This window comes from Pseudomonas tructae (genome assembly GCF_004214895.1).
Lineage (GTDB): Bacteria > Pseudomonadota > Gammaproteobacteria > Pseudomonadales > Pseudomonadaceae > Aquipseudomonas > Aquipseudomonas tructae.
Genome location: NZ_CP035952.1, coordinates 1,800,834 through 1,826,871, shown reverse-complemented (window position 1 = coordinate 1,826,871; position 26,038 = coordinate 1,800,834). Strand labels below are relative to the sequence as shown.

Annotated in this window: 29 protein-coding genes; 23 read left to right on the top strand and 6 right to left on the bottom strand. The window is 62.8% G+C overall.

Translation table 11 applies throughout. The features are described from left to right. The first annotated feature begins 349 nt into the window (after positions 1-349). Positions 350-721, top strand: coding sequence for a GNAT family N-acetyltransferase (locus tag EXN22_RS08465; protein WP_130263633.1), 372 nt, complete (start codon positions 350-352; stop codon positions 719-721). On the opposite strand, the gene def is transcribed toward EXN22_RS08465, so the two are convergent. The 4 genes from def to EXN22_RS08445 form a co-directional block, all read right to left on the bottom strand. Continuing rightward, the gene (def, locus tag EXN22_RS08460; RefSeq protein WP_130263632.1) at positions 673-1,212 is read right to left on the bottom strand and encodes a peptide deformylase; all 540 of its coding nucleotides are present in this window, start codon (positions 1,210-1,212) and stop codon (positions 673-675) included. The genes EXN22_RS08465 and def overlap by 49 nt on opposite strands. After that, positions 1,202-2,188: a YihY/virulence factor BrkB family protein gene (locus EXN22_RS08455; RefSeq protein ID WP_130263631.1), complete on the bottom strand. Its 987-nt coding sequence runs from the start codon at positions 2,186-2,188 to the stop codon at positions 1,202-1,204. Before EXN22_RS08455 ends, def begins: the two co-directional genes overlap by 11 nt. Positions 2,189-2,356: 168 nt before the next feature. Continuing rightward, the gene (locus EXN22_RS08450; protein WP_045193435.1) at positions 2,357-2,536 is read right to left on the bottom strand and encodes a CsbD family protein; all 180 of its coding nucleotides are present in this window, start codon (positions 2,534-2,536) and stop codon (positions 2,357-2,359) included. Positions 2,537-2,643: 107 nt separating this feature from the next. Beyond that, positions 2,644-3,060 (bottom strand): hypothetical protein, encoded by a 417-nt coding sequence (locus tag EXN22_RS08445; RefSeq protein WP_130263630.1) that lies wholly within the window; start codon positions 3,058-3,060, stop codon positions 2,644-2,646. A gap of 200 nt (positions 3,061-3,260) precedes the next feature. Here EXN22_RS08445 and EXN22_RS08440 point away from each other — a divergent pair, with 200 nt between their 5' ends. Further along, positions 3,261-3,644 carry a hypothetical protein gene (locus tag EXN22_RS08440; protein ID WP_130263629.1) on the top strand — a complete coding sequence of 128 codons (384 nt, stop codon included), beginning with the start codon at positions 3,261-3,263 and terminating at the stop codon, positions 3,642-3,644. On the opposite strand, the gene EXN22_RS08435 is transcribed toward EXN22_RS08440, so the two are convergent. Then, positions 3,645-4,481 carry a CvfB family protein gene (locus EXN22_RS08435; RefSeq protein WP_130263628.1) on the bottom strand — a complete coding sequence of 279 codons (837 nt, stop codon included), beginning with the start codon at positions 4,479-4,481 and terminating at the stop codon, positions 3,645-3,647. Between the two features lie 146 nt (positions 4,482-4,627). Here EXN22_RS08435 and EXN22_RS08430 point away from each other — a divergent pair, with 146 nt between their 5' ends. Beyond that, positions 4,628-5,497, top strand: a complete 870-nt coding sequence (locus tag EXN22_RS08430; protein WP_130263627.1) for a DUF6279 family lipoprotein — start codon at positions 4,628-4,630, stop codon at positions 5,495-5,497. A 205-nt stretch (positions 5,498-5,702) separates the two neighbouring features. Here the strand turns inward: EXN22_RS08430 and aceK are convergent, their stop codons facing one another. Continuing rightward, positions 5,703-7,424, bottom strand: a complete 1,722-nt coding sequence (gene aceK / locus EXN22_RS08425) for a bifunctional isocitrate dehydrogenase kinase/phosphatase (RefSeq protein WP_130263626.1) — start codon at positions 7,422-7,424, stop codon at positions 5,703-5,705. Between the two features lie 185 nt (positions 7,425-7,609). Here aceK and EXN22_RS08420 point away from each other — a divergent pair, with 185 nt between their 5' ends. The 20 genes from EXN22_RS08420 to EXN22_RS08325 all read left to right on the top strand — a co-directional run bounded on the left by EXN22_RS08420 (position 7,610) and on the right by EXN22_RS08325 (position 26,035). After that, a complete protein-coding gene (locus EXN22_RS08420; RefSeq protein ID WP_130263625.1) occupies positions 7,610-8,494 on the top strand; it encodes a DMT family transporter in 885 nt (294 codons plus the stop codon). Between the two features lie 323 nt (positions 8,495-8,817). After that, the gene (locus EXN22_RS08415; RefSeq protein WP_233281722.1) at positions 8,818-9,654 is read left to right on the top strand and encodes an ABC transporter ATP-binding protein; all 837 of its coding nucleotides are present in this window, start codon (positions 8,818-8,820) and stop codon (positions 9,652-9,654) included. Positions 9,655-9,693: 39 nt separating this feature from the next. Next, positions 9,694-10,692: an ABC transporter substrate-binding protein gene (locus EXN22_RS08410; RefSeq protein ID WP_130263623.1), complete on the top strand. Its 999-nt coding sequence runs from the start codon at positions 9,694-9,696 to the stop codon at positions 10,690-10,692. A 29-nt stretch (positions 10,693-10,721) separates the two neighbouring features. After that, complete coding sequence (locus tag EXN22_RS08405; protein WP_130263622.1) at positions 10,722-11,498, top strand: ABC transporter permease; 777 nt, start codon at positions 10,722-10,724, stop codon at positions 11,496-11,498. Further along, entirely contained in the window at positions 11,498-12,262 is a 765-nt protein-coding gene (locus tag EXN22_RS08400) for an SDR family oxidoreductase (RefSeq protein ID WP_130266779.1), read from the top strand. The genes EXN22_RS08405 and EXN22_RS08400 overlap by 1 nt, the downstream gene beginning before the upstream one ends. A 15-nt stretch (positions 12,263-12,277) precedes the next feature. Continuing rightward, a complete protein-coding gene (locus EXN22_RS08395) occupies positions 12,278-12,817 on the top strand; it encodes a cupin domain-containing protein (protein WP_130263621.1) in 540 nt (179 codons plus the stop codon). Positions 12,818-12,821: 4 nt separating this feature from the next. Next, on the top strand, positions 12,822-13,691 hold the full coding sequence (locus EXN22_RS08390; RefSeq protein WP_130263620.1) for an alpha/beta fold hydrolase: 870 nt from the start codon (positions 12,822-12,824) through the stop codon (positions 13,689-13,691). Next, positions 13,688-14,515: an IclR family transcriptional regulator gene (locus EXN22_RS08385; protein ID WP_130263619.1), complete on the top strand. Its 828-nt coding sequence runs from the start codon at positions 13,688-13,690 to the stop codon at positions 14,513-14,515. Before EXN22_RS08390 ends, EXN22_RS08385 begins: the two co-directional genes overlap by 4 nt. Before the next feature lies 1 nt (position 14,516). After that, positions 14,517-15,317 (top strand): SDR family oxidoreductase, encoded by an 801-nt coding sequence (locus EXN22_RS08380; RefSeq protein WP_130263618.1) that lies wholly within the window; start codon positions 14,517-14,519, stop codon positions 15,315-15,317. Next, positions 15,310-16,992: a thiamine pyrophosphate-binding protein gene (locus EXN22_RS08375; protein WP_130263617.1), complete on the top strand. Its 1,683-nt coding sequence runs from the start codon at positions 15,310-15,312 to the stop codon at positions 16,990-16,992. Before EXN22_RS08380 ends, EXN22_RS08375 begins: the two co-directional genes overlap by 8 nt. A gap of 10 nt (positions 16,993-17,002) precedes the next feature. Further along, on the top strand, positions 17,003-17,806 hold the full coding sequence (locus EXN22_RS08370) for an aspartate dehydrogenase (RefSeq protein ID WP_130263616.1): 804 nt from the start codon (positions 17,003-17,005) through the stop codon (positions 17,804-17,806). Positions 17,807-17,816: 10 nt separating this feature from the next. Beyond that, positions 17,817-19,307 carry an aldehyde dehydrogenase gene (locus tag EXN22_RS08365; RefSeq protein WP_130263615.1) on the top strand — a complete coding sequence of 497 codons (1,491 nt, stop codon included), beginning with the start codon at positions 17,817-17,819 and terminating at the stop codon, positions 19,305-19,307. After that, positions 19,304-20,269, top strand: coding sequence for a VOC family protein (locus EXN22_RS08360; protein ID WP_130263614.1), 966 nt, complete (start codon positions 19,304-19,306; stop codon positions 20,267-20,269). The genes EXN22_RS08365 and EXN22_RS08360 overlap by 4 nt, the downstream gene beginning before the upstream one ends. A 13-nt stretch (positions 20,270-20,282) precedes the next feature. Beyond that, a complete protein-coding gene (locus EXN22_RS08355; RefSeq protein WP_130263613.1) occupies positions 20,283-21,425 on the top strand; it encodes an FAD-dependent monooxygenase in 1,143 nt (380 codons plus the stop codon). 9 nt (positions 21,426-21,434) lie between these two features. After that, on the top strand, positions 21,435-21,752 hold the full coding sequence (locus EXN22_RS08350; RefSeq protein WP_130263612.1) for a hypothetical protein: 318 nt from the start codon (positions 21,435-21,437) through the stop codon (positions 21,750-21,752). Between the two features lies 1 nt (position 21,753). Beyond that, positions 21,754-21,981 (top strand): recombinase-like helix-turn-helix domain-containing protein, encoded by a 228-nt coding sequence (locus EXN22_RS08345; protein ID WP_130263611.1) that lies wholly within the window; start codon positions 21,754-21,756, stop codon positions 21,979-21,981. 20 nt (positions 21,982-22,001) lie between these two features. Then, positions 22,002-23,033 (top strand): aromatic ring-hydroxylating oxygenase subunit alpha, encoded by a 1,032-nt coding sequence (locus tag EXN22_RS08340; RefSeq protein ID WP_130263610.1) that lies wholly within the window; start codon positions 22,002-22,004, stop codon positions 23,031-23,033. After that, a complete protein-coding gene (locus EXN22_RS08335; RefSeq protein WP_130263609.1) occupies positions 23,033-23,470 on the top strand; it encodes a Rid family hydrolase in 438 nt (145 codons plus the stop codon). The genes EXN22_RS08340 and EXN22_RS08335 overlap by 1 nt, the downstream gene beginning before the upstream one ends. Positions 23,471-23,473: 3 nt before the next feature. After that, positions 23,474-24,433: a PDR/VanB family oxidoreductase gene (locus tag EXN22_RS08330; protein ID WP_130263608.1), complete on the top strand. Its 960-nt coding sequence runs from the start codon at positions 23,474-23,476 to the stop codon at positions 24,431-24,433. A gap of 372 nt (positions 24,434-24,805) precedes the next feature. Next, entirely contained in the window at positions 24,806-26,035 is a 1,230-nt protein-coding gene (locus EXN22_RS08325; RefSeq protein WP_130263607.1) for a hypothetical protein, read from the top strand. The last annotated feature ends 3 nt before the right edge of the window (positions 26,036-26,038 follow it).

Sequence of the window (26,038 nt, the reverse complement as noted above, 5' to 3'; positions counted from 1 at the left end):
GCAATCAAACTAATCGATTGACTTCATTTGCCAGAACGGGCGCGGAGAAGTTGTTATATCAAGTCGTGGGACATAACACGAAGTACCGACCCCACTGCAACTTTCTGTGTGGGATGTGCTTAGTTTACAAGGTACTTCAGCCGGTTAAATCGCGAAGCCGGACAATCACTGTTACCGCCCGTGCAACAATACCGCCGACACAACGCCCTAGACACTGCTTGCTGTCCGGTGTAAAAGCCCGGTATAGAGCCCTTGCCAGATAAAACCCGTGACCCTGTTGCGCTATTGCCCGTTGCTCGCCGTTGAGCGGCCCTTGCTGAACAAATTTTACCGAAACCAGGGTTCGCCCATGCGCGCAGCCGCTCAGGGCCAGCTTTGGGTCGCCAGGGCCGACGAAATCGTCGCCGCCTTGTGCCTGAGTGAAGTGCCAGGCGGCCACTGGCTGACCGGGCTGTTCGTCGCGCCCCTCTGGCGCGGCCAACAGGTCGCCCGGCAACTGATCGCGGCGGCGCTGGATGAATTGCACGGGAGCGTCTGGCTGTTCTGCCATCCGCAACTGGCGAATTTCTATGCCCGGCAGGGGTTCAGCAGCACCGACGCCCTGCCCGCACCGCTGGCCGAGCGCCTGGCCCGCTATCAACGCAGCAAGCCACTGCTGGCGATGGTGCGGGTTCAGTCGTCGCTGGCCGAGTCCAGCCCGGGAAACAGCACTTCGGTATAACCAAAGCGGCTGAAGTCGTGGATACGCGAGGGGTACAGGCGGCCGATCAGGTGGTCGCACTCATGCTGCACCACCCGCGCATGAAAGCCCTCGGCATTGCGCATTATCGGCTGCCCCTGGGGATCGATGCCTTCGTAGCGAATCCGCTGGAAGCGCGGCACCACACCGCGCAGCCCCGGCACCGAAAGGCAGCCTTCCCAACCGTCCTCGACCTCGCTACCCAACGGCGTGATCAGCGGATTGAGCAGAATGGTGCGCGGCACCGCCTCGGCATCCGGATAACGCTCACTGCGCTCAAAGCCAAAGATCACCAGTTGCAGGTCGATGCCGATCTGCGGCGCTGCCAGGCCAACACCGCCGACATGCGCCATGGTTTCGAACATGTCGGCAATCAGCCGCTCAAGCTCGGCGCTGCCGATCATGTGCGCCGGCACGGGCGGGGCAATGCGCAGTAAACGCTCATCGCCCATTTTCAGAATGTCATGAATCATGCTGGCTTCGACTCAGGGGTTCGCTGGCAGGCGTGGTCTCATGATCGAGCGAATGATCACGGCCAAGCCCGGAAACATGCTTTTTATCATGCCCCTGGCCCTCACCCGCAAAGTCTTTTTCACCGGGGTTCTTGCCTTCCTCGGACATGTGCTCGATCACCGCATTCATCTCCGCGCCCAACAGCAACACGGCAGCGGAAATGTAAAAATACAGCAGCAGGACAATGATCGCGCCGATACTGCCGTACATCGCGTTGTAGTCAGCGAAGGTCTTGACGTAGTAACCAAAGCCCAGCGACGCAATGATCCACACCACCACTGCCAGCACCGAACCCGGGGTGATGAAGCGAAACTTCTGCTTCACATCGGGCATGACGTAGTAGATCAGCGCCACCGCGACCATCATCAGGATGATGATCGCCGGCCAGCGCAGCACCGTCCACAGGGTGACGATGAACTCCTGCATGCCGATTTGCGAGGCAATCCACTCCATGACCTGCGGCCCCAGTACCATCAGCGCCGCTGCAGCCAGGAGCATGCCGGCGATGCCGACGGTATAGATGACCGACAGCGGAATGCGCTTCCACGGCGGGCGCCCTTCAACCACGTCATAGGCCGCATTCATCGCGCTCATCATCAACCGCACGCCGGCAGACGCGGTCCACAGGGCGATGACGATACCCACCGAAAGCAGCCCGCCCTTGGATTGCTGCAATTGGTCGATCACCGGGTTGACCTGCTCCAGCGCCTGGGGGGGCAGGACCAGCTCGGACTGCAGGCGCAGCCAGGAGAAGAAGTCCGGCAAGTGCAGAAAACCGATCAGGGCAATCAGGAACAGCAGGAAGGGAAATAGCGAAAACAGCATCTGGTAGGCCAGTGCCGAGGCATAAGTGGACATCTCGTCATCGAGAAATTCCTTCACGGTGCGCACCAGCACGCGGTGCAACGGCAAGCCGCGCAGGTCGGGGAAAATCATGGCGTCTCCTTTCGCTGCTCGAGGGTCATGGCGGGGCTCCTCAAACACTTGTCGGACAGGTTCTGAGCTGAAGTCTAAACGACGATCGCCTCACAGTTGCGATTGATTGGCGCAGATAGCACAACGGCCATCCTGGGATGGCCGTCGTTCTGAGCGCGCGCACAGAGCTCAAGGCTTCTTCACGGCATCCTTGACCTTGCCGACCACCTGCTGGGCTTCGCCTTTGCGCTCCTGCAGCTCGCCTTCGGCGCGCAGCCGGTCATTGTCGGTAACCTTGCCAACACCTTGCTTGATGTTGCCAACGGCCTCGTTGGCCATGCCTTTGACTTTATCTTTAGTGCCACTCATGGGAATTCTCCTGAAGGGGAAGTAACACGCTGTCAGCGTCGACAGTCTGTGGACCCGTGGCCTGTCAGGAGAGTTTCAATTATTTTCCGGGTGGCGAAACAGCGGGATCAGTGTTTCATGGCATCACACTGGGCACGCAGGTCGCGGTCATCGATGCTGCCGCAACTGCCGCCTTTCATGGCATCACAGTAGGCACGCTGGTCACGGTCACCAATGGAGCCACAGCTGCCGCCCTGGGTTTCTGCATCACAGGCGGCACGCAAGTCCCGATTGCCGATACTCCCGCAACTGCCGCCTTTCTTGGCATCGCAGTAGGCGCGCTGATCGCGATCAGCGATGGATCCACAGCTGCCGCCCTGGGTTTCAGCATCACAGGCGGCACGCAAATCGCGGTTATTGATACTCCCACACGAGCCCCCTTCGCGGGCATAACAGTAAGCACGCTGGTCAGCGTCACCGATACTGCCGCACCCTGCATAGGCGTAGCCACTGAGCATCAACAGCAGGGCAATCACAACTCTCATCGACGGTCTTCCTTGAGTTGCCGGGAGCAGCCCGGCGCTGTTCGAACATTTCGAAGGGACGGCGCATTTGCGCGCCATCAAATTGATATCAAACCCGACGAAAAGTTCCATCGTAGTCAGCACGCGCGACGGCGGCTTTATGTTTCATGCCAATCCCAGCACAATAAGCGACCTTTCAAGCGTCACCCGTAGGAACCTGCATGAAACTCGACAAACCCACCGCCATTGCCCGCCGCAACCAGGAACTGGAAAGAGCGGTGCTCACCAGCGACAACACCCTGTTTGCCGTGCTCGACACCAAGCGCAGCCTGTGGTGGTTTGATGTACCGGTGAAGCTGGTATTGCGCAAAGGCACGGCCGACTGGGTCAACCTGCTGCTGCACACCCCAGAGACCGATGAGCTGCAGCACTTGAAGGTGCCGGTGAATTTCCTCAAGGCCCATCAGGAAAAAATGGAATTGCGCAAACCCGGCAAGCGTCGCTCGACCTTCAGCCTGGCGCTGAGCGCCGATCGCGACTCGCTGCTCGAAGACCTGCGCCCAGGCGGTGAAAACCTGAAATTCGCAGGCTTCAAGCAGGTCTGATCAGGCCAGTTCGATGCGGTCGGCGTGGATGACGATGCGGCCATCCTTGTACAAGGCACCGATGGCCTTCTTGAAGTTGCCCTTGCTGACCCCGAACAGGTCGCTGATCAACTGCGGGTCGCTCTTGTCGCTGACCGGCAATACGCCGTTGGCGTCCTTGAGCTTGGCGAGGATCTTGTCGTGCAGGCTGTTGGCCAGGTCCTGGCCAATGGGCTGCAGGCTCAGGGCAATCTTGCCGTCGCTGCGCAGCTCCTTGATGTAGCCCTTCTCCTGCTTGCCCGAACGCAGGAACTTGAACACTTCGTTCTTGTGGATCAGGCCCCAGTGCTTGTTATTGATGATCGCCTTGAAGCCCATCGGGGTTTCTTCGACTACCAGCAAGTCGACTTCCTGGCCAACCGCGTAGGTCGCTGGCAGCTTGTCCAGGTACCGGTCCAGGCGCGCAGTGGCGGTGATGCGGCGGGTGCGCTTATCGAGATAAGCGTGCACCACGCAGTACTCGCCGGCCTTCATCTGGCGTTTTTCTTCGGAGTACGGCATCAGCAGGTCCTTGGGCAGGCCCCAATCGAGGAAAATGCCGATGCTGTTGATCTCTTTGACCTTGAGGCTGGCGAATTCGCCGACCTGCAACTTGGTCTTTTCCGTGGTGGCGATCAGCTTGTCTTCGCTGTCGAGGTAGACAAAGACGTTCAGCCAGTCTTCGACCTCGGTGGGCGTGTCCTTGGGGATGTAACGGTTCGGCAGCAGAATTTCGCCGTCCGCCCCGCCGTCCAGGTACAGACCGAAGTCCGTGTGCTTGACCACTTGCAAAGTGTTGTAACGCCCAACTAAAGCCATTTCCGAAAAATCCTCGTTGCGAGCGGGGCATTCTACACCTCAAGTGGCGATTGCGCCCGGTTGCCGATGACGGCCTGTCAGCAAAATGAACCGCACAGCTTTGCCCTGTTCTATAAAGACAAGCAAGCCTTCGCAAGGATTCGCTCATGTACGCCTGCCTGTCCAAGTACCTGCGCACCGTTGTGTTGCTGGTGATATCGGCCTTGCTGGTGATCGCCTGCAACCGTATCGACCTGGCCTACCGCAACCTCGACATGCTGGTGCCCTGGTCATTGAACGACTACCTGAGCATGAACCGCCAGCAGAAAACCTGGCTCAATGAACGGCTCAAGCAGCAACTGGCCTGGCATTGCCGTACACAGTTGCCGGCTTACCTGACCTGGATCGACGAAATCCAGGCGATGGTCGCCAGCAACAGCGTGACCGACCAGCAGTTGCAACTACGCACCGAGCAGGCCCGCCAAGCGATTGCCAAGGTCGCCGAGCAGATCACCCCCTCGGCTGCCGAACTGTTGCGCAGCATGGATGATGAGCAGGTGCGGGAAATGCGCCAGGCCTTTGCCGACGACATCCGTGAACGTCAGGCCAAGTACGTCGACACCCCCCTGTCGCGGCAGATCGAACGGCGTGCCGAGCGCATGGAACAGCGCCTGAGCACCTGGCTGGGTGAACTCAGCCCGCAACAGAAGTTGCGGGTCATGACCTGGTCCCAAGGCCTGGGCGAACAGAATCGCCAATGGATTGCCAACCGTGCCCATTGGCAGGCGCAATTCAGTGCGGCCATGGACCAGCGTCACAGCGACAGCTTCGAGCCACGCCTGGACATTCTTCTGAAAAAGCGCGAAAGCCTGTGGACCCCGGAATACCGCATCGCCTTCCAGCGTACCGAGCAAGAGGCACGGCGGCTGCTGGTGGACGTGATGGCGCAGAGCAGCGAGCTGCAACGCCAGCACCTGGAACGCAAACTTGGGCAGGTGCGGCAGAGTTTCAGTGAGTTGAAGTGTTTGAAGGGTTGAACCCCTGAATCACCTCATCCCTCCTGTGGGAGCGGGCTTGCCCCGCGATGAAGCCAGTGCAGCCAGCACTGCAGGCGGAGCCTGGATTACGACCGCTTCGCGCACGAATCGCGGGGCAAGCCCGCTCCCACACGGATCTCGCCAGCTTCTAAAAAGCTGTGCAAGACAGTTGCTCCCACAAGATTCGCTGCAAGCCCTTTCTGTTTCAGCTCTCCCGGCACTTGCGCCGGTACGGGAACACATCGATCACCTTGCCGCCACGAATCGCCGTCTGCAGACTTTTCCAGTAGTCGGCATCGTACAGCTCGCCATGCAACTGGTTGAACAGCCGACGCTGGCCGCTATCGGCAAACAGGAACGGCGGGAACTCTTCAGGGAATACATCCAGCGGCCCGATCGAGTACCAGGGCTCGGAGGCCATTTCATCCTCCGGCGTGCGCGGTGGCGGGATGTAGCGGAAATTGACTTCCGTAAGAAAACAGATCTCGTCGTAATCGTAGAACACCACCCGCCCGTGACGGGTAACACCGAAGTTCTTCAACAGCATGTCACCCGGGAAAATATTCGCCGCTGCCAACTGCTTGATCGCCAAGCCGTAATCTTCCAGGGCTTCGCGCACCTGGGCGTCATTGGCGTTTTCCAGGTAAAGGTTGAGCGGGGTCATGCGCCGCTCGGTCCAGCAGTGGCGAATCAGCACGGTGTCGCCGTGCACTTCGACCGTGGACGGCGCCACCTCCAGCAGCTCGGCCAGGCACTCGGGCTCGAACTTGCTCAAGGGGAAGCGGAAATCGGAGAACTCCTGGGTATCGGCCATGCGCCCGACGCGGTCGACGCTTTTTACCAGCCGGTACTTTTCGATCACCGTGGCGCGGTCGACGTTCTTCGATGGCGAGAAGCGGTCCTTGATGATCTTGAACACGGTGTTGAAGCCCGGCAGGGTGAACACGCTCATGACCATGCCACGCACGCCCGGGGCCATGATGAAACGGTCATCGGTACCCGCCAGGTGGTTGATCAGCGCCCGATAGAACTCCGACTTGCCGTGCTTGTAGAAACCGATCGAGGTGTACAACTCGGCAATATGCTTACCCGGCAGGATGCGTTTGAGAAAGCCGACGAACTCGGCCGGTACCGGCACGTCGACCATGAAATAGGAACGGGTGAAGGAGAAGATGATCGACACCTCGGCTTCGTCAGTGATCAGCACATCGATCTCGATGCCATGGCCTTCGCGGTGCAGCAGCGGGATCACCAGCGGCCATTGCTCGTCCTGGGTGTACAGGCGCCCGACCAGGTAGGCGCCCTTGTTGCGGTACAGCACCGACGAAAACAGTTCCACAGCCAGGGCCGGGTCCTTGCACACCCAGTCCGGCAGGTTTTCACGCAATTGCCCTTCAAGGCGCGCCAGGTCACCGGCAAGGTCCGCATAGGGCACATCGAAGCGATAGTCGGCAAAGACCTGCGCCAGCAACCCACCGAGGCTGCTCTCTGGCCGGTAGGTGCGGGTCTGCGCGGCCCGCTCATGGCTGCGCAACGAAGGCCGGGTGGTATGGATGAACATGCTGCCGTCGCTGATCAGGTCATGGCTGAACAGGCTGCAGAAGATCGAGTTGTACCAGGTTTCTGACAGTTCATCGTCCAGGCGCGGGTCAATCAGGCCTATATAGGCACTCTTGACCAGTGGCCACAACGACACATCGAGCAGCACCTGGTCATCGAAGCCCTGATGCAGCCAGCCGCTGACCTCGCTGACTTTTTCCTCATACAGGTTGATGCGCGCCGCCGAAGCGCTCTGGGTCTGTTGCCACTGGGCCTGCTCGAAACGCTCGCGGGCACCGTCGGTGATCTGCCGGAAATGCTCGCGGTAATCGTCGAAGCCATCGAGGATCATCCGGGCGATATCGGCGGCCGGCCATTGCTGGGGCATACGTCAGACCTCTGCGGGAATGTCAAAGCCTGAGCTTAGCCAGTCGCCACGGGCAGGGAAAGCCTGTTGGCGCGGCTGTATCGGCCAAACTCGCTTCGCTGCGAATTCGAGCGCAAGAAAGGGAGAGAGCCCAGCCTGGTTTGTAACGTAAACTCGCGCCCTGCCCCAAAGGACCCGGAGAGCCCATGAGCCCCATCGCCATTTCCCGCCTGTTGATTCTTGCTGCTGTCTGGGGGGCGAGTTTTCTGTTCATGCGCATCATTGCGCCGGTACTTGGCACCCTGCCCACGGCGTTCTTTCGCGTCTCCATTGCCTGCCTCGGCCTGTTGGTAATACTCGCCCTGCTACGGGTGAGCTGGGACTTCAACGGCAAGCTCAAGGCCTGCCTGGTGCTGGGCATGATCAACTCGGGGATCCCGGCCACCCTGTATTCAGTGGCAGCCCAGGTATTGCCGGCCGGCTACTCGGCAATCTTCAATGCCACCACGCCATTGATGGGCGTGCTGATCGGTGCACTGTGCTTTCGCGAGCCGATGACCCCGGCCAAGCTCAGCGGCATCTTTCTCGGTTTGTTCGGTGTCGGCATTCTCAGTGGCGCCGGCCCAGTGGCGTTTGATGCCAAGCTCATGCAGGGCGCCCTGTCGTGCCTGGCGGCAACTGCCTGCTACGGCCTGGCCGGCTTTCTGGCGCGGCGCTGGCTCGACCAGCAAGGCGGCCTCGACAGCCGGCTGTCGGCCCTGGGCAGCATGCTGGGTGCAACCTTGCTGCTGTTGCCGTTGTTCAGCTACAGCGTGCTGACCCAGCCGCCAGCAAGCTGGGGTGGCTGGCAGGTATGGGCGTCGCTGCTGGGGTTGGGGCTGGTATGTACTGCCTTCGCCTACATCCTGTACTTCCGCCTGATCAGCGAGATCGGCCCGGTCAAATCCAGCACCGTCACCTTCATGATCCCGGCCTTTGGTGTGCTGTGGGGTGCCTGGCTGCTGGACGAGCCGCTGTCGATGGCGCACCTGTATGGCGGGCTGCTGATTGCCGTGGCGTTGTGGCTGGTGCTCAAGCCTGCTCGTGCCTGATCGCGGGGCAAGCTCGCTCCCACAGCCCCGCGATGCTTTCTGGTTTCACCCATGAAACCAGCCCTTCACTTCCGTTACCGATAAAAGCCCCTTTACCTTGCATCAACAATTGCCACGCGCAGTTGTTGTGCAATTTCGTGCCATATAGAAAACTTTGTTTCATATATAAAACAACGCGGTTTTTACCTAAATCCTATAAGTAACTAATAAATAAGAATTTTTTAAATAATACAGGGCTACCACACAACTGGCATTGTTCATGCACTAAACGGCGTATCACCTATAAAACAGACCAGAGAGCTTCCCCAATGGCTGTGAAAGAGATGTACGCAATCCCCTCTCAATGGAATACGCCGCACTCCAAGGAAGACCTGGAGCCGACCGAAATCGAATTTCGTAATGTCGGTAAATGTTTCCCGGCCAAGGGCAAAGCCGAGGCGCCCTTCGCCATTCGCGAGGTGAACTTCAAGATCCGCCGCGGCGAAGTGGTGTCAATCATCGGCCCGTCCGGTTGCGGTAAAAGCACCATCCTCAACATGGGCTCCGGCCTGTACCGCCCCAGCGAAGGCGAAGTCTTCGTCGGCGGCGAGGCGGTGGTCGGGCCGGTGCGCAAAGTGGCCTTCATGTTGCAAAAGGACCTGCTGATGCCCTGGCGCAGCATCCGTCGCAACGTCGAGCTGGGCCTGGAGATCCAGGGCATGCCCGCCGCCCAGCGCCAGCCGATTGCCGAAGATCTGCTCAAGCGCTGCCACCTGCAAGGCTTTGCCGACCACTACCCGTTCCAGTTGTCGGGCGGTATGCGCCAGCGCGCCGCCCTGGCCCGCACCCTGGCCATCGACCCGCAGGTACTGTTCCTCGACGAGCCGTTCTCGGCCCTCGATGCGCAAACCAAGATGATCCTGCAACAGGACCTGGCGCGGATGCTGTTCGAAGAGAAAAAAACCGCGCTGTTCATCACCCATGACCTGGTCGAGGCGATTGCCATGTCCGACCGACTGCTGGTCATGAGCGCCCGCCCGGGCACCATCATCGAAGAAATCACTGTCGACCTGCCGTTCCGTGATAACCCGCTGGAGCGCCGCAAGCTGCCGGAAATCGGCCCGCTGGCCGGGCGCCTGATGGAACTGCTGAAAGTCGGCGAAGACACCGAACTGCATTGATCAACGGCCTCCGGCCCATCCACCGATTCAGGAGTACGCATGTGCAAGTCCCTGCAACGCCTGGCACAGACTTCAGTCATCGCCCTGGGCCTCGGCCTGGCGCTCACTGCCCAGGCAGCGCCGACCAAGGTCACCTACCTGCTGCCCGCGCCGCCCAACTCGCCGGCCTTCGCGCCGTGGATCATCGCCAAGGAAAAGGGCTACTACCGTGCCAGGGACCTGGACCTGACCTTCATCGCCGCCAAGGGCGGGGTCGATGTCGCCAAGCAGATCGGCGCCGGCAACGCCATGCTCGGCGGCGCCATCGGCGACACCCCGATCGTGGTCCGCGCCAACGGCATTCCGGTGCGGGCGGTGGCGGTGCTCGGCGCCGGTGGCGTGACCATGATCGCCACCAATGCCGGCGAGAACATCCGGTCAATCAAGGACCTCAAGGGCAAGACCCTGACCGTGATGTCCTACTCCGACACCACCTACTACGCCCTGCTCGCCTCGCTGCGCAAAGCCGGCCTGAGCAAGACCGATGTCGATATCCAGGCCGCCGGCCCGTCGGGCGTGTGGCAGCTGTTCTCGGCCAGCAAGGCCCAGGCCATGGCCGGGGTGCCGGACTGGGTAGTGAATGCCGAAGAGGCCGGCTTGAAGATCAGCCTGATTCCACAAAACGAGATCTTCGAGAGCATGGCCCAGGCGATCCTCGCCTCGGACGAGGCGATCCAGAACCAGCCGCTGGTGGTCGGCGGTGTGGTCCAGGCCACCCTTGAAGGCATGCGCGACATCATCGAAGACCCGAAAGCCGCGGCCGCCACCTTCGCCAAGGCCGTCCCGGCTTATGCCGGCAAGGAAGCGGCGCTGGAAAAAACCTTGCGCCTGTACGTCGAGCACGTCTACGCCAACCAGACCGTACTCGGGCGCATCGACCCGGCACGCCTGGACGCAGTGCGCACGTTCTACGTCAGCGAAGGCATCGTCGCCAAGGAACCCAAGCTCGACGAGCTCTACAGCAACCAGTTCATCGAAACCACCACGGCCGCGCAATAAGCCTGGATGCATAACAAGGTATAAGCCCGATGAGAAACCTAAACACCTCCGTGCTCGGCAGCATCGCCCTGCTGATCCTGTTCCTGCTGCTCTGGCAGTGGGGCCCTGGCCTGCTCGGCATGCCCGAATTCGTCATGCCGCCACTGAGCCGTGTGGCCCAGGAAAGCGTGGTCATGTGGCAGTCCAGCGGCCTGCTGCAGCACACCCTGATCACCGCCTTCGAGATCATCGTCGGCTTTGGCCTCGGCGCCCTGCTGGGGGTGGCCATCGGGGTGTCGCTGGGCCTGTCGCCGTCGGCCGAAGCCATGCTCTCGCCGTACATCCTGGCCCTGCAGATCGCCCCGAAAGTCGCCTTCGCACCGCTGTTCGTGATGTGGCTGGGCTACACCATCTACCCGAAGATCCTCATCGCCATCCTCATCGTGTTCTTCCCGGTGATGATCAACGTGCTCTCGGCGATCCGTACCGTGGACCCGGACATGATCAACCTGGTGCGCACCATGAACGCCAGCCGCTGGCAGATCTTTCGCCTGGTGGAGTTCCCCTCGGCCATGGCCGCACTGTTCTCCGGCCTGCGCATCGCCTCGACCCTGGCGGTGATCGGGGTCACCGTTGGCGAGCTGGTCGGCGGCAACCAGGGCCTGGGCTTCCTCTTGGTCGACGCGGAAGGCCAGGGCAACACCGCCGGGGTCTTCGTCGCCATCGTCATGCTCACCTTGATCGGCGTGCTGGCCTACGGCGCAGTGGTCTGGGCCGAGAAACGCGTTCTGCACTACCTGCCCAAAGCCATGCTGAGTACTCAATGATGAACCCATTCAACGCCATGCTCGAAGGCCGCCGCGTGCTGGTCACCGGTGGCGCCCGCGGCCTGGGCTATGCCTTCGCCCAGGCCATTGGCCAGGCTGGTGCCCGGGTGGTGATCGCCGACATCCTCGCCGAGCGCGTCCAGCAGGCAGCCTACGAGCTGCGCGAACAAGGCCTGCAGGTGAGCGGCGTGACCCTCGACCTCGGCAACCCCGATTCGATCACGGCCTGCGTCGCCGCGGCCACCGCTGAACTGGGCGGCCTCGATGGCCTGGTCAACAACGCCTCGATCACCAACTCCGGCGGCAAGACCTGCGAGCAACTGGACATCGACACCTGGGACCAGGTCATGCAGGTCAACGTCCGTGGCACCTGGCTGATGACCCGCGCCTGCCTGCCGGCCCTGCGCGCCAGCGGCAAGGGCGCGGTAATCAACCTGGCCTCCGACACACCGCTGTGGGGCGCGCCGAACCTGCTGGCCTACGTCGCCAGCAAGGGCGCGATCATCGCCATGACCCGCAGCCTGGCCCGCGAACTGGGCACTGACAACATCACCGTCAATGCCATCGCCCCCGGCCTGGTGCTGGTCGAAGCCACCGCCTATGTGCCCGAGGCGCGCCATCGCCTGTACACCGAACAACGGGCGATTCAGCGCCCGCAACTGCCCGAGGACGTCAGTGGCGCCGTGCTGTTCGCCCTGTCCGACCTGTCGCGTTTCATCACTGGACAAACCCTGCCGGTCAACGGCGGGTTCGTCATGCCTTGATCAGGAGAGAGACCCATGACTGACCTATCCGTACAAAACGACACACCAAAGACCTGGGAACAACCCGCAGGCTCGGACCTGGCCGGCTGGATGCAGACCCGCATCGCCCGCTATGAAACCCGCAAGTACGACTGGGACGCGCTGAAGTTCCAGGCCGACTACGACCCCAAGTTCCGCCGCGCGCAAATGCGCTACGTCGGCACCGGTGGCACCGGGGTCAACAGCGACATGAACACCATCGCCTCGGAGAACTTCACCTTCTCGACCATGGTCATCCCCGCCGGTCATGAAGGCCCGCCGCACATTCATACCGACGTCGAGGAAGTGTTCTTCGTGCTGCGCGGCAAGCTCAAGGTGATCATCGAAAAGGACGGCGAGCGTTTCGAAACCGTGCTCACCGACCGCGACCTGATTTCGGTACCGCCGGGCGTGTACCGCGAGGAGATCAACATCGGCGATGAAGACGCGCTGATGTGCGTGATGCTCGGTGCGAAAAAGCCGGTCACCCCGACCTATCCGCCAGCGCACCCGCTGGCCTCGATCAAGCGCGGTTAAGCCCATGTCGCACGCCACCGACCACTCGCTCGCAAGCCTCAAGGCCCAGTTGCAACAGCGCTTTACCCAGCGCCTGGTGCAACTGGCCGACGGCGCCCAGGCGATCCGCGAAGCCGGGCACGGGCCTGCCATCGTGCTGCTGCACGGCATCGGCTCGGGCGCCGCGTCCTGGCTGCAGGTGGCGTTGCAATTGAGCCCGCACGCCCGGGTGATCGCCTGGGATGCACCGGGCTATGGCGACTCAAGCCCGCTGGCCACGCCTGCACCGCAAGCCCCTGACTATGCCCGGCGCCTGCTGCAATTGCTCGACGCGCTGAACATCGATGACTGCGTGCTGGTCGGCCATTCCCTCGGCGCCCTCAGCGCCGCGGCATTGGCCTGCCAGCATCCGCAACGGCTGCGCCGCCTGGTGCTGATCAGCCCGGCCCGTGGTTATGGCGACCCAGCGCGCGCCGAGCAGGCACAACAGGTGCGCAGCCAACGCCTGCACACCCTCGAACAACTGGGCATCGCCCAGATGGCCCAGCAGCGCGGCGCGCACATGCTCTCGCCTGCGGCCAGTGCCCAGGCCCTGGGCTGGGTGCAATGGAACATGGCGCGCCTGCAGCCCCGGGGTTATCGCCAGGCCGTCGAGCTGCTGTGCGGTGACGACCTGCTGCGCTACGCCGCAAGCACCGTGCCTTGCGAAGTCCATTGCGGTGCCGCCGACAGCATTACCCCGCCCGCCGACTGCCAGGCCTTGGCGGCTGCGTTGGGTGCACCGTTCCAGCTGATTGCCGAGGCCGGCCACGCCAGCCCGATCGAACAACCCGAGGCCGTGGCAAGCCTGCTTGCCCGGGCCATCGAAGCCTCTCTGACAGGTACTGCGCTATGAATGATTCGGATCTGTTGAAAGACAACCAGGACAAGTACATCGTCCCCGGCCTTGAGCGCGGCCTGTTGCTGCTCTGTGAATTCAGCCGGCAAAACCGCACCCTCACCGCGCCAGAACTGGCGCGGCGCCTGGAGCTGCCGCGCTCGACCATCTTCCGCCTGCTGACCACCCTGGAAACCATGGGTTTCGTCACCCGCAGCGGCAATGAATACCGCCTGGGCATGTCGGTACTGCGCCTGGGCTTCGAGTACCTGGCTTCGCTGGAGCTGACCGAACTGGGCCAGCCGCTGCTGGCGCGGCTGTGCGATCACCTGAACTACCCGAGCAACCTGGTGGTGCGCGACGGTCGCTCGATCGTTTATGTGGCCAAGGTGTCGCCGCCGTCGGTGTTCTCCAGCGCGGTCAACGTCGGCACCCGCCTGCCGGCCCACGCCACGGTGCTGGGGCGCATCCTGCTCGAAGACCTGAGCCTGGCCGAGCTGCGCGAGCTGTACCCCGAGGAGCACCTGGAACAGCACTCGCCGTGCACGCCAAAAACCGTGCTGGAGCTGTTCGACCTGGTGCAGAGCGACCGTCAGCGTGGCTACGTCAGCGGCGAAGGCTTCTTCGAGTCGTCGATCTCGACCATCGCCGCCCCGGTGCGCGATCACAGTGGTCGAGTGGTTGCCGCCATGGGCGTGACCATTCCCTCGGTGCAGGTTGCGCACATCAATTTCGACGGTCTGCTCGGCCATGTCCGTGGCAGCGCCGACGAGCTGTCGCGCCTGCTCAACTACACCCCGCACGCTGGCAACGGTCGCGTCACTGCGCTGATGAGGGATTGAGATGAGCAACCTTTATCAACTGCACGGCAGCACCGCGATCGTTACCGGCGGCTCCTCAGGGATTGGCCTGGCCTGCGTCGAGCAACTGCTCGAAGCCGGTGCTGCGGTGGCCTTCTGTGGCCGTAATCAACAGCGCTTGGACAGCGCCCAAGCACGCTTGCGCGAACGCTTTCCCCAGGCCCGTTTGCTGGCCCAAGTCTGCGACGTGCTCGACAGCCAATCGGTGCAGGCCTTCGCCGCTGCCAGCCTGGCCGCGCTGGGCCCGGCCAGGGTGCTGATCAATAACGCAGGCCAGGGCCGAGTCTCGACCTTCGCCGACACCACTGATGAGGCCTGGAGCGAAGAGCTGCAACTGAAATTCTTCTCGGTGATCTACCCGGTACGCGCCTTCCTGGCGCAATTGCAGAGCCAGGCCGGCGCCTCGATCGTCTGCGTCAACTCGCTGCTGGCCAGCCAGCCGGAGTCGCACATGGTCGCCACCTCGGCGGCGCGGGCGGGCCTGAAAAACCTGGTGCGCTCGATGGCCACCGAGTTCGCCGAACAGGGCATCCGGGTCAACGGCATCCTCATCGGCCTGGTCGAGTCCGGCCAGTGGCGCCGACGCTTCGAGGCCCGCGAAGAGCGCGAGCTCGACTGGTCGCAATGGACCGCGCAACTGGCGCAACGCAAACACATTCCCCTGGGTCGCCTGGGCCTGCCCAAAGAAGCAGCCCAAGCGATCCTGTTCCTGGCTTCGCCCCTGTCGGCTTACACCACTGGCAGCCATATCGATGTTTCTGGAGGCCTGTCCCGCCATGCGTAATGAAAACACTGTCACCGTTGGCGCTGCCATCACCGCGTTCCTTGAACAATGCGAGGTCAAGGCTGCCTTCGGCGTGATCTCGATCCACAACATGCCGATCCTCGATGCCTTCGCCGTACGCGGCAACATCCGCTTCGTCATGGCCCGGGGTGAAGCCGGCGCAACCAACATGGCCGATGCCTATGCCCGCACCACCGGTGGCCTGGGCGTGTGCTTGACCTCCACTGGCACCGCGGCCGGCAATGCTGCCGGGGCGTTGGTCGAAGCGCTGACGGCCGGCACGCCACTGGTGCACATCACCGGGCAGATCGAAACGCCGTACCTGGACCAGGATTTCGCCTACATCCATGAAGCCCGCGACCAGTTGACCATGCTCAAGGCGGTGTCCAAGGCGGCCTTCCGCGTGCGCAGCGTCGAGACCGCGCTGAGCACCATGAAACTTGCGGTGCAGACTGCCCTGACCGCACCCACCGGCCCGGTCAGCGTCGAGATCCCGATCGACATCCAGTCGACCTTTATCCCTATGCCGACCGACCTCTCGCCGCTGCCAATCGCGGTCGCCGTGCCGGCACCCGAAGCCCTTGACCTGGTCGCCGAACGCCTGGCCTGCGCCACCCGCCCGCTGCTCTGGCTCGGCGGCGGCGCGCGCCATGCCGGTGCGCAGGTCAAGCGCCTGCTGGACATGGGCGTCGGCGTGATCACCTCGACCCAGGGCCGTGGCGTGGTCAATGAAGACGACGAGCGTTGCCTGGGTGCTTTCTCACAGAACAAGCTGGTCGAAGGTTTCCTGCAGACCTGCGACGCGCTGGTCGTGGCCGGCTCGCGGCTGCGCAGCAACGAGACCTTCAAGTACGCCCTGAAGCTGCCACGCACCACTTTGCGTATCGACGCCAACCCGGCCATCGAAGGCCGCAGCTATTCCAGCGAGCTGTTCATCTGCGGCGACTCGGCGCTGGCCCTCGACGGTCTGGCGGATCGCCTGCAAGGCCGCCTGAACATCGACCCTAGCTTCATCGATGAACTCAAGGCAGTGCGCGCGCAATCCCGCGCCCAGCTGGTGACCGACCTGGGTCCTTACTCAGCCATGGTCGAGCAGTTGCAAGCGCTGACCGGACGCAACTTCTCCTGGGTGCGTGATGTGACCTTGTCCAACAGCATCTGGGGCAACCGCCTGCTCAACCTCTACCACCCACTGGCTGGCGTGCATGCCCTGGGTGGCGGTATCGGCCAAGGCCTGGCCATGGGCATCGGTGCTGGCGTCGCAGCGGCAGAAACCGACCCGCAGCGCAAGGTCTTCGCCCTGGCCGGTGACGGCGGTTTCATCCTCAACCTGGGTGAGCTGGCGACCCTGGTGCAGGAAAAGGTCAACGTGGTGATCCTGCTGATGAACGATCAGCGCTACGGGGTGATCCGCAACATCCAGGACGCCATCTATGGCGCCCGCCACGCCTATGTCGAGCTGCACACCCCGAACTACACCCAGCTCGCCGAATCCATTGGCCTGCGTCATGGTCTGGTCAGCGACCTCAAGGACTTCGGTCCTGTGCTCAACAGCGCCCTGAGCCAGGGCGGCCCATTCCTGCTGGAAGTCGACATGCTCAGCGTCGGCGGCTTTGCCACCCAGTTCGCCGGCCCGCCCAACAGCGAAACCAAAGCCCAGAAAGCCACGGCCTGAGGACTTGAAGATGCTCAATATCACCATGATCGGCTGCGGCGCCATTGGCGTCGCGGTGCTGGAACTGCTGGAGAACGATGCGCAGCTGCGGGTCGAGCATGTGATTGCCTCGGCCGGCTCCGAAGCCCTGGTAGAGCAGCGCCTGGCCAGCTTCAAGCGCCCGCCGCAGGTGCTCACCGCCCTGCCCGCCGACGCCCGCCCGGACCTGTTGGTGGAGTGCGCCGGGCACAAGGCGATCGAAGAGCACGTGCTGCCGGCGCTGGAACGTGGCATCGCCTGCCTGATCGTCTCGGTCGGTGCTTTGTCGGAGCCGGACCTGGTCGAGCGCCTGGAGGCGGCGGCCGCCCGTGGCAATACGCGCATCGAGCTGCTGCCCGGCGCCATCGGCGGTATCGATGCGCTGTCGGCGGCCAAGGTCGGCGGTCTGGACTCGGTCGACTACACCGGCCGCAAGCCGGCCCGGGCGTGGAAGAACACCCCGGCCGAGCAGGTCTGCGACCTGGATGCCATCGACCAGGCCACGGTGATCTTCGAAGGCAGCGCCCGGGAAGCTGCCCGCCTGTACCCGAAGAACGCCAACGTCGCCGCCACCCTGTCGCTGGCAGGCTTGGGCCTGGACCGCACGCGGGTAACGCTGATTGCCGACCCGCGCAGCGACGAGAACGTCCACCACTTCGAAGCCCGGGGTGCCTTCGGCGGTTTCGAGATGAGCCTGCGCGGCAAACCACTGCAGGCCAACCCGAAGACCTCGGCGCTGACCGTCTACAGCGTGGTCCGCGCTCTGGGCAACCACGCCCATGCCATTTCCATCTAGGGGAACTTTGATGACGCTGGAACAGACTCTACCTATCTGCATCGCCGGCACCTGGCGCCTGGGCGGCGGTGAACGCTACGCCACGCGCTACCCGGCCACCGGCGAGCCGGTGGCCTGGCTCAACGCCGCCAGCCTCGAGGATGTCGAGGACGCCGTGCAGGGTGCCCACCAGGCGTTTCTCAGCAGCGGCTGGGCCCAGCGCAAGCCGCATGAGCGGGCTGCCGTGCTGTACCGTATCGCCGAGCTGATCCGCCAGCGCGGTGAAGAACTGGCGCAGTTGCAGCGCCAGGACAACGGCAAGCCGATCAACGAAACCCGCGCCCTGGTGGCCAGCGCCGCCGGTACTTTCCAGTTTTTCGCCGCGGCCTGCGAAACCCTGGAAGAAACCATCACCCCGTCACGCGGCGACTTCCTCAGCATGAGCGTGTATGAGCCGATGGGTGTGGTAGCGGCCATCACCCCGTGGAACTCGCCGATCGCCAGCGAAGCACAAAAGGTCGCCCCGGCCTTGGCCGCCGGTAATGCCGTGGTGATCAAACCGGCGGAAATCACCCCGCTGCTGGCCCTGCAACTGGCGCAGATCTGCGAAGACGCAGGCTTGCCCAAGGGCCTGGTCAGCGTGCTGCCGGGCAAGGGTTCGCTGCTCGGTGACGCCCTGACCCAACACCCGCTGATCAAGCGTGTGTCGTTCACCGGCGGAACCAAGACCGGCAAACACATCGCCCATATCGCCGCCGACAAGATGATGCCGGTATCACTGGAACTGGGCGGCAAATCGCCGACCATCGTCCTTGATGATGCCGACCTCGATCACGCCGTGGCCGGGGTGTTGTACGGCATTTTCAGCTCCTCGGGGGAGGCCTGCATCGCCGGCTCGCGGTTGTTCGTTGCCCGCGCCCTGTATGAGCCGTTCATGCAGCGCCTGGTGGCCGGGGCTGCTCGTTTGCGCCTGGGCGACCCGGCTGACGAGTCGACGCAGATGGGCCCGCTGATCAGCGCCGCGCACCGCGAGTCGGTGGAGCGCTATGTGGCCCTGGGCCTGGCCGAAGGTGGCCGCCTATTGCTCGGCGGCCAACGCCCGACTGGCGGCCTGTTTGATCAGGGCTACTTCTACCCGCCGACCATTCTGGAAGGCCTGAGCAACAGCCAGCAGACCTGCCAGGAAGAAATCTTCGGCCCGGTGCTGGTGACCCTGCCCTTCGACAGCGAGGCAGAGCTGATCGAGCAGGCCAACGACAGCCTCTACGCCCTCGCCGCCGGCATCTGGAGCCGCGACTACAAGCGTGCCTGGGCCCTGGGCCGCAAGATCCAGGCCGGCACGGTATGGATCAACACCTACAAACAGTTCTCCATTGCCACGCCGTTCGGCGGCTGGCGCGACAGTGGCCTGGGCCGCGAGAAAGGCCGCCTCGGCATCCTGCAGTACATGGAACAGAAAAGCCTCTACTGGGGCATGAACGAACAACCGCTGGCCTGGGCCGGTGTGGAGGCAAGGCCATGAGCGTATTGGGCATCGATGAAGTCACCTACGGCGTCGAAGACCTCGACACCTGCGTGCGCTTCTTCAGCGACTGGGGGCTGACCAAGGTCAGCGAACAGACCGACGAGGTGATCTTCGAAACCCTTAACGGCTGCCGGGTGGTACTGGCCGATATCAACAAGGCTGGCCTGCCCCCTGCCATCGAAGCGGGCTCGACCGTGCGCGAAGTGGTCTGGGGCGTTGAAAGCGCAGCGGACCTGGCCCTGTACAGCCAGCGCATCGCCAACGACCCGGGTTTTGTCGAGGGCAACGGGCGCATCGGCTGCACCGACCCCAACGGCCTGGCGATTCGCCTGCAAGTGACCCGCAAGCGCGCGCTGGACATCGAGTGCAGCGGCCACAACACCTGGCAGACCAAGGGCCGGATCAACAAACCGGCGCCGGTCTACGAACGCGCCACGCCCATTGAAGTCGGCCATGTGGTGTTCTTCGTCAAGGATGTGAATGCCTGCGAAGCCTTCTACCACGAACGCTTCGGCTTCCAGGCCTCGGACCGCTACCCCAACCGCGGGGCCTTTTTGCGCACCGCCGAGGAAGGCGGCCACCACGACCTGTTCATGCTCCAGTTGCCAGCACCACGGGCCGGCCTGAACCACGTGGCCTTCACCGTGCGCGACCTGCACGAAGTGTTCGGCGGCGGCATGCACATCTCGCGCAGCGGCTGGAGCACCGAAATCGGCCCGGGCCGGCACCCGGTGTCGTCGGCGTTCTTCTGGTACTTCAAGAACCCGGCCGGCGCCCTGGTCGAGTACTACGCCGACGAGGACCAACTGACCGGCGAATGGCAGCCCCGCGAGTTCGAGCCCGGCCCGACAGTGTTTGCCGAATGGGCGATTGCCGGCGGCATCGATGGTAACACCCGGCGCCAGCAACATGCCGAGGCGCCGCAAGGCAAGTTCCTTACCGACAAACCCAAAGCCTGAGCAGGAGTTGTCCATGTCTTCGTTGAACATCGCCATCAACGGTGCCGGCATCGGTGGGCTCACCGCCGCCATCGCCCTGCGCCAGGCCGGTCACCAGGTCACGGTTTTCGAACAATCCAAAGCCTTCCTGCGGGTGGGTGCCGACATCAACCTTACGCCCAATGCCGTGCGCGCCCTCGACGGCCTCGGCGTCGGCCCGGCTGTGCGCACTCCGGCCGCGCGCCCCACTCACCGCATCAGCCGCCTGTGGGACAGCGGCGAAGAAACCTCGCGCCTGGAAATGGCCGACGCCGCGCAACGCCAGTACGGCGCGCCGCAGCTGACCATCCACCGTGCCGACCTGCTGGCGGCCCTGGCCGATGTGTTCCCGCTGCACAACGTGCAGTTCGCCAAGCGCGCCGAGCACGTGCTGCAGGATGCCGACGGCGTCGAGCTGCGCTTCAAGGACGGCAGCCGTCATCGCGCCGACCTGCTGATCGGTGCCGACGGCATCCACTCAGTGGTGCGCAACGCCCTGTTCGGTGAAGAGCAGCCACACTTCACCGGGGTGGTTGCCTACCGCGCCGTGGTCCCGGCCAGCCGTGTGGCCCAGGTGCCGAACATCCAGGCCTTCACCAAATGGTGGGGGCCGAACCCGCAGAGCCAGATCGTCACCTTCCCGCTGAACCAGGGCCGCGACATCTTTATCTTCGCCACCACCGCCCAGGACAGCTGGCACCTGGAGTCCTGGACCACCGCCGGTGACGCCGCCGAGCTGCGCAGCCACTACCAGGACTTCCACGCCGACGCCCGCGCCCTGCTCGACGCCTGCGACGACGTACTCAAGACCGCGCTGTACGAGCGCGACCCGCTGCCGTACTGGTCCGAAGGCTTGATCACCCTGCTGGGCGACGCCTGCCACCCGATGATGCCGTTCATGGCCCAGGGTGCTGGCCAGGCCATCGAAGACGCGGTGGTGCTGGCCCGTCACCTGCACGGCGTGAACAACCCGGTGCAGGCCGCCCGCGCCCTGCAGGGCTATCAACTGGCTCGCCTGGAACGCACCAGCCAGATCCAGATCGGTTCACGCGGCAACCAGTGGCTCAAGGCCGGCGGCAACGCCGACTGGGTCTACGGCTATGACGCCTGGACCGTGCCCACGCTTAGCGCAGCCTGAGGCCCGGACATGAGCGAAACGATGCAGTTGACGGTGGTGCTCAAACACGACCAGTCGAAGAACCTGGAACAGATCCAGGCGCACATGAAGCAGGTGGGCTGGTGGGACAGCTTTCCGCCCGCCGGTGTCGAGCTGGTGTCCTGGACCGTGGCCATGGGCCTGGGCCAGATCGTCACCCTGCGCCTGCCGCCGAGCCTGCTCGGCAAGGTCAATGTGGAACTGGAGCGCGCCGCCTGGGGCGTGTTCCGCACCGAATGCTACCCGACGTACGACTTTGTCCCGGTCCGCGAAACGATCCGCGAACGGGTCCGCAATGGAGGTCAATGACATGAACAACAACCAACGCTATCTAGAACCCCATCAGGCGCGCAAACGGCCCAACACCCCGTTCGAGGAGCTGCTTGGCGACTCCATCGAGCGCGCTTACGGCAGCGGCGTGACCCAACTGCCCGAGCTGCTGGCGCACCTGAACCTGGCCGGGCCACCCTGCCCTTTGACCAGCGGCGAATGGACCGAAGACTCCTATAAATCCCTGATGGCACGGCTGGGCGCATGACCCGCCGGAGGTAAAACAAGATGAATATGCAATTCACCGTCGATCCTGTTGAGAACCACCTGGCCAACGGCCTCAAGGACCTCTGGTTTCCCGTATTACCCTCCGAGCTGCTCGGCGACAAACCAGTGTCGGTACGTCGCCTGGGCTACAAGATTGCCCTGTGGCGCGACAACGATGGCAGCGTGCATGCCCTCGAAGACCACTGCCCGCACCGTGGCGCGCCGCTGTCCCAGGGCCCGGTGCTGGGCGACCGCCTGCAGTGCCCGTACCACGGCGTCGAAGTGCGCTGCGACGGCACCGTGACCAAGGTCCCCGGCAGCCCGGGCTGCAAACTCGAAGGCAGCCGCCCGACACGCATGTTCCACACCCGAGAAGCGGCCGGGGCGATCTTTTTGTTCAACGCCACCGACCCGCACCTGGACAGCCCGCCGGAGCTGGTACTGCCCGAGCAACTGACCTCCCCCGAGTGGAGCAGCTTCCTCTGCTACACCGAATGGCAAGGCGACTACCGCTACGTGCTCGACAACGTCATGGACCCGATGCACGGCACCTACCTGCACAAGATGTCGCACTCGATGAGCGAAGGCGAAGCCACTGCCAAGTTCGTCACCCGCGATACCGAACAGGGCTTCTTCTTCGAAAAGGAAGGTCAGCGCGGGGTCAACTTCGACTGGACCGAATTCCTCGACAACGGCTGCCACTGGCTGCGCCTGGAAATCCCCTACCCGAAGACCGGTGGCCCGGGCGGCAACTTCACCATCATCGGCAGCTACACCCCGAGTAGCCGCAGCCTCTCGGCAGTGTTCCACTGGCGTGCCCGGCCGTTGACCGGCTGGCAGCGCGACACCTGGCGCTTCCTCTACAAGAACCGCCTGGAAGCCCGTCACTGGGCAGTGCTGGAGCAGGACCGGGTGTTGCTGGAGTTCATGGAATACGACGCCAACCAGCGCGAAAACCTCTATCAGCATGACCTGGGCGTGGTGCGTCTGCGCCGTTACCTCAAGGGCCAGGCCAAGGAGCAACTGGCGCTGATCGAAGCGAAGCAGCTGTGATGAACCTGCCCGTACAACGTATCCAGGCGCAGGCATTGACCGAGCTGGCCAGCACCAGTTGGTCCAACGCCCTGCTGCTTGGCAATGAACTGGTGATGTCCGGCATGACCGGCCATCCCGCCACCCGCCAGGCGGCCGAGTGCGGCACGCCACTGGATGCCTACGCTCAGACCCTGGTGGTGCTGAACAAGGCCCGGGCCCTGGTGGAAGCGGCAGGCGGGCACATCGGCAATCTCTACCGCTTGACGGTGTACCTCACCGACATTGCCGACAAGGACGAAGTCGGTCGCGCACGGCGCGACTTCTTCAAAGGTTTTGCCTGCTACCCCACCTCCACCCTGGTTCAAGTGAGCGCCCTGGTGTTCCCTGAGCTGGTGGTGGAAATCGAAGCCAGCGCCCGGCTCGACATTGACTTGCGCACTGCGCCATTGAGGTGACCGATGTCCAACTCCTCTACCATCACCGCGCTGGTGCATACCCTGCGCCACGAAGCCGAAGGCATCATCAGCGTCGAACTGCACCCCTGGGGCGACACCGTGTTCGCACCGTTCGAAGCCGGCTCGCACATCGACCTGCACCTGCCCAACGGCCTGGTGCGCAGCTACTCACTGCTCAACTCACCGAGCGACAAGGGCCGATACGTAGTCGGCATCCTGCGCGATCGCAATAGCCGTGGCGGCTCGGCGTTCGTCCATGAACAACTGCGGGTGGGCAGCCAGCTGAACATCTCGCAGCCGCGCAACAACTTTGCCCTCGACCCGCATGCCAGCCATAACGTGCTGGTGGCCGGCGGCATCGGCATTACTCCGATCTACTGCATGTTTCGCCAGTTGCTGGCCCTGGGCAAATCCGCCGAGCTGATCTACTGCGCCCGCTCGCGCAAGGAAGCGGCGTTGCTCGAAGCACTCAGCGGGGTCGATGCCAAGGTGCTCTACCACTTCAACGACGAGAAGAACGCGGTGCCGGATCTGGCCCATTACCTGGCCGGCCAACCCAGCGACACACACTTCTACTGCTGCGGGCCGACGCCGATGCTCGATGCCTTTGAGAGCACCTGTGAAAGCCTGGGCTATCCCCATGCGCATATCGAACGTTTTACCGCCGCCGAGCTGCCACCCTCCGAAGATGCCCAGGACAGCTACAGCGTCGAGCTGAAAAAGTCCGGCAAGACCCTGAACCTCGAGCCTGGGCTGAACCTGCTCGATGTACTGCTCGAAGCCGGTTGCGACATCGAGTACAGCTGCCGCGAAGGGGTCTGCGGGTCGTGCGAAACCCGGGTGCTGGAAGGTGATATCGACCACCGCGACGGTGTACTGACCAAGGCTGAACGAGCGGCGAACAAGTCGATGATGGTTTGTGTCTCCGGCTGCAAGAGCCGGCGTATGGTGCTGGATCTGTAGATAAAAATAGCCAACTACTTATTTACTCATAAAACAAACAAGGCGCTATTACAGCGCCTTGTGCATTTAAGCCGCACCTTAACTGCACACGCCTGTTACCTAAACTCCATGCTGTTTCACCCACAACACAAACTGAAGTGTTTCAAATATAAATAATTGTTTTACTTGATGTTTAGCGGAAAACCGACCCCTTATCCGCACTGGCACAGTTCCTGCTCTTACCCTCTCGGGTTCAAAAATAAAAACAACGTGCCACCTATAAAACAATAACAAACCTACCCCTGCGCCACCGCTGACTTTCGCTTAATGCCTGATTGCAGGCGGCGGACAGCTGTTGCCCAGAGACACTGCTCAACCTTGCGGGGCATTGATATGAACAAGTACGTGATAAGCCTGGGCCTGATCCTCGGCAGCGCCACCAGTTTCGCTTCCGAGCCCGGCCCGGCGGCGCCCGATCAGCCGCCAGCGCTGAAAAAACCGTTTCCGCACATCGCCTGGCGCAGTGACGATGGCCAGAGTTCGCTGGATATCGGCGGCGCGCTGCGGGTCAACTACCGCGACGAACACTGGGATACCACCGAGAACAACGGACGCTTTCTTTTCGATACCTTCCGCCTGGATGTCCAGGCCACCCATAAGCAACTGTTCAGCGACATCGGCTACTGGTTCCAGGACGACGGCAAGCGCTCGATCGACCGCGGCTACGTCGGTTACCGCTTCAATGCCAATGCCAACGTGCAACTGGGCGCGCCGTTCAAACCCTTCGGTCTTGAGCCCTACCCGCAGTTCGGCTGGAGTTATCACATCCCGTTTTTCATGGGCTATGGCGTCAGTGCCGGCACGGGCCTGAAATACAGCTACAAGGACAAGGACTGGGACCTGCAACTGGGTTACTTCCCGCGCATGCTGCCCAGTGGTATCCGCTACTCGCCGGAAGTCGGTCGCTATGCCGACCTGAACGACAACGCCGTGGCCTTTACCCAGTCGCGCCAGGACAACGAGAAACGCAACCAGGTCAACGCCCGGGTCGCCCGGACCTTTACCGGTGACGGCTGGAAGACTGAAATCGGCGCCTCGCTGGCCGCCGCCGAGCTGTACAACGCCACCACTCGCGACGATGGCGACTACTGGGCGGGCGGTGTGCATGCGATCGTCAACGCCGGCAACTGGACGGTTACCAGCCAGGCCATTCGTTACGAATACGATCCGCAGAACCCTGACGGCGTCAGCAATGATTCGGTATTGATGGGCGGCAACGGCCTGACTCCGGCCTTCCTGATCGCCTCCAAGGCCACCATCGGCTCGATCAACGTCGGCTACGACATCTTCACCCCAAGCCTGGGCCAGTTGAAAAAGATCAAGGTCTACAACGACTACAGCCGCATGATGAAAGACAAGAGCGGCTGGGATGACTCGCAGATGTTTACCGTCGGCGCGCAGTTCCTGGCCATGCCGATCATGGCCTGGGTCGATTTCACCTGGGCGAAGAATGCCAACCCTTTCGGCGGCGCCGAGAACGGCACGGGCTGGACCAGCACCAACTCGGTTGGCAGCAACGACTGGTACTACCGCACCAACATCAACATCGGCTACTACTTCTGAGGG